General features: G+C 72.9%; 9 protein-coding genes. 4 read left to right on the top strand and 5 right to left on the bottom strand.

All coding sequences use genetic code 11. The features are described 5' to 3' along the window. On the bottom strand, positions 1-459 hold a 459-nt coding region (locus V7793_RS29885; protein WP_336012292.1), incomplete at its 3' end, for a winged helix-turn-helix domain-containing protein. Here V7793_RS29885 and V7793_RS29890 point away from each other — a divergent pair. Continuing rightward, positions 383-1,336: a DMT family transporter gene (locus V7793_RS29890; RefSeq protein ID WP_336012295.1), complete on the top strand. Its 954-nt coding sequence runs from the start codon at positions 383-385 to the stop codon at positions 1,334-1,336. The two genes, V7793_RS29885 and V7793_RS29890, sit on opposite strands and share 77 nt — an antisense overlap. A 124-nt stretch (positions 1,337-1,460) precedes the next feature. Continuing rightward, entirely contained in the window at positions 1,461-1,661 is a 201-nt protein-coding gene (locus V7793_RS29895; RefSeq protein ID WP_336012297.1) for a DUF1918 domain-containing protein, read from the top strand. An 87-nt stretch (positions 1,662-1,748) separates the two neighbouring features. Here the strand turns inward: V7793_RS29895 and V7793_RS29900 are convergent, their stop codons facing one another. Further along, complete coding sequence (locus V7793_RS29900; RefSeq protein ID WP_336012300.1) at positions 1,749-3,026, bottom strand: glycoside hydrolase family 10 protein; 1,278 nt, start codon at positions 3,024-3,026, stop codon at positions 1,749-1,751. 180 nt (positions 3,027-3,206) lie between these two features. Here V7793_RS29900 and V7793_RS29905 point away from each other — a divergent pair, with 180 nt between their 5' ends. Continuing rightward, positions 3,207-4,064: a 3-hydroxybutyryl-CoA dehydrogenase gene (locus V7793_RS29905; protein ID WP_168096521.1), complete on the top strand. Its 858-nt coding sequence runs from the start codon at positions 3,207-3,209 to the stop codon at positions 4,062-4,064. Between the two features lie 190 nt (positions 4,065-4,254). Continuing rightward, on the top strand, positions 4,255-4,506 hold the full coding sequence (locus V7793_RS29910; RefSeq protein WP_336012307.1) for a hypothetical protein: 252 nt from the start codon (positions 4,255-4,257) through the stop codon (positions 4,504-4,506). Between the two features lie 40 nt (positions 4,507-4,546). Here the strand turns inward: V7793_RS29910 and V7793_RS29915 are convergent, their stop codons facing one another. From V7793_RS29915 to V7793_RS29925, 3 genes are all read right to left on the bottom strand, one after another. Then, positions 4,547-5,077 carry an NUDIX hydrolase gene (locus tag V7793_RS29915; protein WP_058045202.1) on the bottom strand — a complete coding sequence of 177 codons (531 nt, stop codon included), beginning with the start codon at positions 5,075-5,077 and terminating at the stop codon, positions 4,547-4,549. Positions 5,078-5,123: 46 nt separating this feature from the next. Beyond that, positions 5,124-6,461 (bottom strand): transcriptional regulator, encoded by a 1,338-nt coding sequence (locus V7793_RS29920; protein ID WP_336012303.1) that lies wholly within the window; start codon positions 6,459-6,461, stop codon positions 5,124-5,126. 80 nt (positions 6,462-6,541) lie between these two features. After that, positions 6,542-7,363: PP2C family protein-serine/threonine phosphatase (locus tag V7793_RS29925; RefSeq protein ID WP_336012305.1), on the bottom strand; the 822-nt coding region annotated here is incomplete at its 5' end.

Below are 7,363 nucleotides of genomic sequence, written 5' to 3' on the forward strand. Positions count from 1 at the left end.
CAGGGCGGGGTGGAGGTAGCCGCCGCTGAGCTCGATGACGCCGGGCGGGGGCTCGGCGAGCGTGGTGAGCACGCCGGAGGCGTCGACGGAGCGGGGGACGACCTCCGCGGCGCTCTCCACGCTGAGGGCGACCTGCTGCCAGGAGGTGTCGCCGAGGCGTACGGGCGCGCCGTGCGGGGCCGTACGGAACGCGCCGGCGCCGGGCCGGGTGGTCACGAGGCCTTCCGCGGCGAGGGCGGCGATCGCCCGCGAGACGGTGACCGGGCTGACCCGGAAGCGTTCGACGAGGGCCCTGCTGGACGGCAGCTTCTCACCCAGAGAGTAGCGGTTGAGCTCCTTCTTCAAGGCTTCTGCCAGTTCAGCGACGCTGTTACGCTCATGCATGAGAGTGAAAGATAGCGCTATCGGGTCGACGACGGTAGCAGTGCAGAGCTCCGGGCGAGCCGCCGCGGCGGACACCGCGGGAGCCGCGGCCCCTCGGACGGGGAGCGGCGTCCTCCTCGCCGCCCTGGGCGTGGCGACCTTCTCGCTGACGTTCCCCGCGACGGCCTGGGCCCTGGAGGGGCTCGGCCCGTGGTCCGTGACCGCCTGCCGGATGCTGCTGGCGGGCCTGATCGCCGCCGGCTGCATGCTGGCGCTGCGCGTCCGGGTGCCCGCGCGGCGGCACTGGCCCGCCCTGTGCGCGGTGGCCGGCGGCACGGTCGTCGGCTTCCCCCTGCTGACCACGCTCGCCCTGCAGACCTCCTCGACCTCGCACGCCGCGGTCGTCGTGGGCCTGCTGCCGCTGACGACCGCCGCCTACTCGGCCGTACGCAACCGGACCCGGCACTCGCGCACCTTCTGGGGCGCGGCGGTCACGGGCGCGGCCGTGGTGATCGCCTTCGCCGTGCAGCAGAGCGGCGGCAGCCCCACGGCCGGGGATCTGTACCTGTTCGCCGCGCTGCTGGTCTGCGCCGCCGGCTACGCGGAGGGCGGGCGGCTCGCGCGCGAGATGCCGGGCTGGCAGGTCATCGGCTGGGCGCTGGTGCTGTGCCTGCCGCTGGCGGCCGCGGGGACCGCGGTGGCGCTGTCGGTAGAGCCCGGACGGCTCACGGGCCACACGGTCGCGGGGCTGCTGTGGCTCGCCGCGGGATCGCAGTTCCTGGGCATGTGGGTGTGGTACCGCGGCATGAGCGCGATCGGTGTCGCCCGGGCCAGCCAGCTGCAGCTGGCGCAGCCGCTGCTCACCCTGGTCTGGTCGGTGCTGCTGCTCGGCGAGCGGCTGACCCCCGCCGCGCCGGTGGCCGCCGTGGCGGTGCTGGTGTGCATCGGGGTGACGCAGCGGGCGCGCGGCTGACCGGGCGCGCGTTGCTCCACCTGGCCGAGAGGCGGGCCATATACCGCCGGTCACCGTAGACTTGGGAGCATCCCAGCACACACCTCGAATCTCGAACGGAACTCGAACAGAAGGGGCACCGTCGATGCATGCGAGCAAGGGTGACCGGTTGGTGGTCCACGGGCGGACGGTCGGCAAGCAGGATCACGTCGTGGAGATCGTCGAGGTGCTGGGACCCAACGGCACGCCGCCGTACCGGGTCCGCGCCGAGAACGGCCACGAGACGATCATGTCGCCGGGCCCCGACTCGGTGGTCGACCACCGCAAGGGCTCCGACCAGGGCTAGCAGACGCCTCCGACCCCGCTGCGGTGGAAGACGGCCCCCGCGGCGGGGTCCGGCCGTGCCCCGCGCACCGCACGACGGAGCCCGTGGTCAGCGAGGCGGGCGCACCCGTGCCGGGTAGTGGTCCTTGACCACCCGCGCCATCGCCCCTATCGGGTCCGCGGCCACCTGCTTGGCGGAGAAGTAGACGTTCCCGAGCACCTCCGGGTACTCCCGGCACAGCGTGAGGTGGCGCGAGAGCTCGGCCGGGTCCTGCCAGGGCGCGGGCTGCGCGGGGTCGCCCGCCCGGTACAGCGCCTCGCCGACGTACAGCTGCACGTCCGTGTCCCGGACGGTCTCCGCCCACCACGGGACGAGCTTCGCGTAGTCCGCGGCGGCGAAGCCGATGTGCCAGTACACCTGCGGCACGATGTAGTCGATCCACTCCTCCACGACCCACTTGCGCGTGTCCGCGCCGAGGTCGTCGTAGGTCTGCACGCCCGCTCGGGTGTCCGAACCGAGCGGGTCGGCCGAGCGGTTGCGCCAGACCGCGAACGGGCTGATCCCGAACTGCACGTGCCGCTTGCGCCGCTTGATGCGCCGCCCCATCTCCCGCACCAGCAGGTCGATGTTGTCGCGCCGCCAGGCGGCCCGGTCCGGGAAGCCGGAGCCGTAGCGGGCGTACGCGGCGTCGTCGTCGAAGCGCTGGCCGGCCACCGGGTACGGGTAGAAGTAGTCGTCGAAGTGCACGCCGTCCAGGTCGTAGCGGGAGACGGGGTCGAGCATGGCGTCCTGGACGAAGCGGCGCACCTCGGGCAGGCCGGGGTTGTAGTAGAGCTTGCCGCCGTAGGGCACGACCCATTCGGGGTGGATGCGCGCGGGGTGGGTGGCGACGAGCCGGCCGGGGTCGCGGTGGTTGGCGATGCGGTAGGGGTTGAACCAGCCGTGCAGTTCGATCCTGCGCCGGTGGGCCTCGCGCACGGCGAAGGCCAGCGGATCCCAGCCCGGGTAGCGGCCCTGAGTTCCCGTCAGGTATTCCGACCAGGGTTCGAACGGGGAGGGCCAGAAGGCGTCCGCGGTCGGCCGGATCTGCAGCATGACCGCGTTGAGGCGGCGGTCGACGGCCGTGTCGAGGAGGGCGATCAGCTCCTCGCGCTGCCGATCGGGTGACAGGCCCGGCCTGGACGGCCAGTCGACGTTGACGACGGTGGCGATCCACATCCCCCGGAACTCGCGCTTCCGCCGGCGCTCGCCCGGGGCGCCCGCCCCCGTCGTCCGCGGAGCGGGCCATGACTGTGCCATGGCCGCTCCCGCCTCGCCGGACGCCAGCATGGCGGACATCATCCCTGCGGCGGCCACGGTGAACCCTCTTCGGGTCATACGCCCCATATGCGGGACCTCTCTTCGCCGTCTCGTCGAATCGGTCACACCGTTCGAGGCCAGCATGCCCGCCCCAGCCCCATCAGGACCGCACGGCGCGGAGTAACGTCTGGAACGAGGCGGGCACCGCGGCGAGACGCGGCCCGCCGGACGACCGAGAACAGCGAAAGGCACGATGTGACGGACACTGTGGCAGACGTAGCGCGTGTCGGGGTGGTGGGCTGCGGCCAGATGGGCGCGGGGATCGCGGAGGTGTGTGCCCGGGCCGGCCTGGACGTCATGGTCGCCGAGACCACCGGGGAGGCCCTGGAGATCGGCCGCACCCGCCTGACCAACTCCCTCGGCAAGGCCGCCGAGCGCGGCAAGATCTCCGAGGAGGAGCGCGACGCGACGCTCGCCCGGCTGAGCTTCACCACCGACCTCGGCGAGTTCGCCGACCGCGACCTGGTCATCGAGGCCGTCGTCGAGAACGAGCAGGTCAAGACCGAGATCTTCCAGGTCCTCGACCAGGTGGTCACCCGCCCGGACGCGATCCTGGCCTCCAACACCTCCTCGATCCCGCTGGTGAAGCTGGCCGTGGCCACCTCCCGGCCGGACCGCGTCATCGGCATCCACTTCTTCAACCCGGCCCCGGTGCAGAAGCTCGTCGAGCTCATCCCGGCGCTCACCACCAGCGAGGAAACGATCAAGCGCGCCGACGCGCTGGTCGCCAACGTGCTGGGCAAGCACGCCATCCGGGCCCAGGACCGCTCCGGCTTCGTCGTCAACGCCCTGCTGATCCCGTACCTGCTCTCGGCCATCCGGATGTTCGAGTCCGGCATCGCCAGCCGCGAGGACATCGACAACGGCATGGAGCTCGGCTGCGCCCACCCCATGGGCCCGCTCAAGCTCTCCGACCTGATCGGCCTGGACACGGTCGCCTCGGTCGCCGACAGCATGTACCAGGAGTACAAGGAGCCGCTGTACGCCGCTCCCCCGCTGCTCCAGCGCATGGTCGACGCGGGCCGCCTCGGCCGCAAGACCGGCTCGGGCTTCTACACGTACTAAGACGTGCACCCGTACCGAGCGCCCCGGCGCCCGTCACGGACCGTCACCGCCGCACACCCGTGTTCGCACGGGGTGTGCGGCGGTGACTCGCATATACCCCCCGCACACGCTCCCGCTCCGCGCGCCGACACGGTTGACTCGGCTCGTCGGACACACAGGAGTCATTCCGGAAGGGGTACGGAAAGTGACCATGCATCCCGAGCAGGCCACCAGAACGGCTGAGCTCGCGGAGCTCCGTCGTAGCCTCGATGTCGGCGTCGTCCGCATCGACGGCCACCTCGCCCTCCTCACCCAGCGCAGCGATCAGTCGGAACGCGACATCACCGAGATGGCGGGCCGGGTCAGGGCCCTGGAGCACGGCAGGTGGCCCCTGCCCTCACTGGCCGCGCTCACCGGTGTCGCCGCCCTGGCACTCGCCGTCTGGCAGGCGATCGGCCGGTGAGCGCGGGGCGTGCCACGGCCGCCGCTCGCGGGGCCGGCCGCTAGCCGAGCCGGATGTGGTGCAGCAGCAGGAGCGCCGCCGCCATATTGGCGGCCGGCACCTCGCCGCGGCCGATCATGTCGGGCACCAGTTTCAGCGGTACCCACTCGCGCCGGTCGGACTCGAAGTCGTCCTCCGGGTCGCCGATGTACTCGGCCTCGTCCGACCAGTAGATGTGGTGCCGGGCGTCGGTGAGGCCGTTGGACGGCTCGACCGACATCAGGTGCCGCAGCGGGCCGGGCCGCCAGCCGGTCTCCTCCTCCATCTCCCGGGCCGCCGCGCCGGCGAGGTCCTCGCCGTCCTCGACGACGCCGGCGGCCAGTTCCCAGCCCCAGTTGTCGGTGATGAAGCGGTGCCGCCACAACAGCAGGACCTCATTGGCCTCGTTGACCACCGTGGCCACGGCGACGGGCCGCAGCCGGATGAGGAAGTGGTCGAGGTGGCGGCCGTCGGGGAGTTGAACGTCTGCGAGATTGACCCGGAACCAGCGGTTCGCATAAACCGTCCGCTCCCTGAGATTCTTCCAACGCACGTGTTGCCACCTTCCGCCGAGGTGGCCACCTCCCCGGGCGCTGTCCTCACAGGGGCACGCGCAACGCCCCGTCGATCATCTCGGCGGCCTCGGCAGTGGCCGCACACCCGCTTTCGATCAGATGCTCGCGCACCGCCCGGAGCCGGTCCCGTAAGCGCTGCGATTCCATGCCTCTCGCCTGCTCGGTCATCTCCCGTGCGGTGGCCACCGCCTTGTCCGCGTCTCCTTGACGCAGCTCGATGTGCGTGAGCATGGCGAGCCGGTGGACACGTCCCCGGTCGTGGGCGGGGGTGTCGACGGCCCGGGCCGCGTGCTCACGGGCGGGTCCGAGGTCGCCGAGGCTCAGGAGCGCCTCCGCCACCTGCACGTTCACCAGACCGGGCTGCACATAGCCGGTCTCGGCGGGCTCCTGGCCACGGCGGATGCGCTCGGCGGCGGTCTCGGCGCGGCGGATGCAGGCGAGCGCGCCGGCACCGTCGCCGAGCCGCGCGTACGCCTTGGCCTGCATGGCGTAGAGGTCGGTCGCGAGGGCCGGGGTCAGCTCCGTGCCCGCGGCCCGCAGCGCGGACTCGGCGAACGCCACGGCCTGCCGGTACTCGCGCATGAACAGCGACTGGTTGACGAGCAGGGCGATGACGTAGCCGCCGAGACCCCGGTCGCCGCTGGCCTTGGCCAGCCGCAGCGCCTGGTGGAAATAGCGCTGGGCCAGGCCGTGCGCGTCGGAGTCGTAGGCGCAGATACCGGCGACGGCGACCAGCCCGCCGGTGGCCCGGTGCAGCTGACGGCCCGTCTCGTCGGTGTAGCTGCCGCGCAGCAGGGGGGCGGCCTCGGCGTTGAGGAAGCCGACGACGCGGGCGCGCGTCGCGATCCCGCCCGCCTTGCGGTACATCTGCTCGTAGTGGGTGCGGGCCGCGCGCAGCATCTCGATGTCGTCCATGGAGACGCGGGTGAGGCCGCGCCGGGAGACGTCGGCGTCCTCGGGCGGGTTCTCCCACTCCCAGACCGGGATGACGGCGGGGGTCCCGGTGACGGCGGGGGCGGTGACGATGTGCTCGCGCTGCTGCTCGTCGGAGCGCCAGAGGGCCGTGGCCCGTTCGACGAAGCCGGAGAGCGGGGTGTTGGGCAGCCGCGGGCTGCCCGGGGTGCCGAGGCCGATGTCGTCCAGGGTCAGCGCGCGGTGCAGCCGCTCGCCGAGGACTTCGCAGATCAGATCCGGCACCTGGCCGCGGGGCCGCTGGCCCTTCAGCCAGCGGGCGACGGCCGTGTGTTCGTAACGCAGCGCCAGACCCCGGGCCCGGCCTGCCGCGTTGACGTGGGCGGCCAGGCCGGCGTGGGATATGCCCGCTTCGTCGAGGATGGCGTCAAGGAGAGTGTTGGGCTCCATCCTGCCCTCCGCATGCGCTCGGTGGGGCCAGCGTAATGGAGATCCCTTCGCACGGGGTGTGAACCGGCCGTGGCTGAGCGTCAGCGGCGGGGGCGTCCGGAACGGGCCAGACAGGGGTGGGGCTCGCGCTCCTGGGCACGGCATCGGTCGTTGCTCAGCACCAGCAGCGCGATGTCGTCGGAGAGCCGGCCGCCGGTGTGGCGCAGCAGCGCGGACTGGACGTGCTCGATGACCGCGGCGGGGACGACGGGCGCACGGTCGGCGACGGCGCCGAGGACGCCCGCGAGCGGGAAGAAGGCCCCGGCCGCATCGCGCGCATCCTCCGCACCGTCCGTGTGGAGCACCAGGGCGTCCCCCGGCAGCAGCCGGGTCAGGGGGGCGACGGGCAGCTCGGGCGGCAGCGGGAAGAGCCCGAGCGGAGGCAGCGGATCGCCCCGCCCCACCGCGGCGGCGCGGGGGCCCTCGCAGGCGGTGCGGGAGAGGCGGTACGGCCAGGGGTGGCCGCAGTTGACCGCGGTGACCAGGCCGTCGGGGCGGATCTCCAGCAGCAGGACGGTCACGAACTCCTCGCCCAGCCCGCGCTCCTGCTCCGCCCCGGGCCTGGCCTGCGCCTCGGCGCGGGCGCGCTCGCACAGGTGGCGCTGCAGGGCGCGGTCCAGGCGGCGCAGGACACCGGCCAGGGCGGGCTCGTCGTGGGCGGCTTCGCGGAAGCTGCCGAGGACGGCGGCGACGGTGCCGATGGCCGTCAGGCCGTGGCCGCGGACGTCCCCCATGACGATACGGACGCCGTACGGCGTGGCCAGCGCCTCGTAGAGATCGCCGCCGACCAGGGCGCCCTCGCTGACCGACAGGTGGCCGCCGGCGAGGGTGATCCCGTCGAGCCGGGGCGGCAGGGGCCGCAG

Origin of the sequence: Streptomyces sp. KLMMK (assembly GCF_036961605.1) — a bacterium.
GTDB classification, from domain to species: domain Bacteria; phylum Actinomycetota; class Actinomycetes; order Streptomycetales; family Streptomycetaceae; genus Streptomyces; species Streptomyces telluris.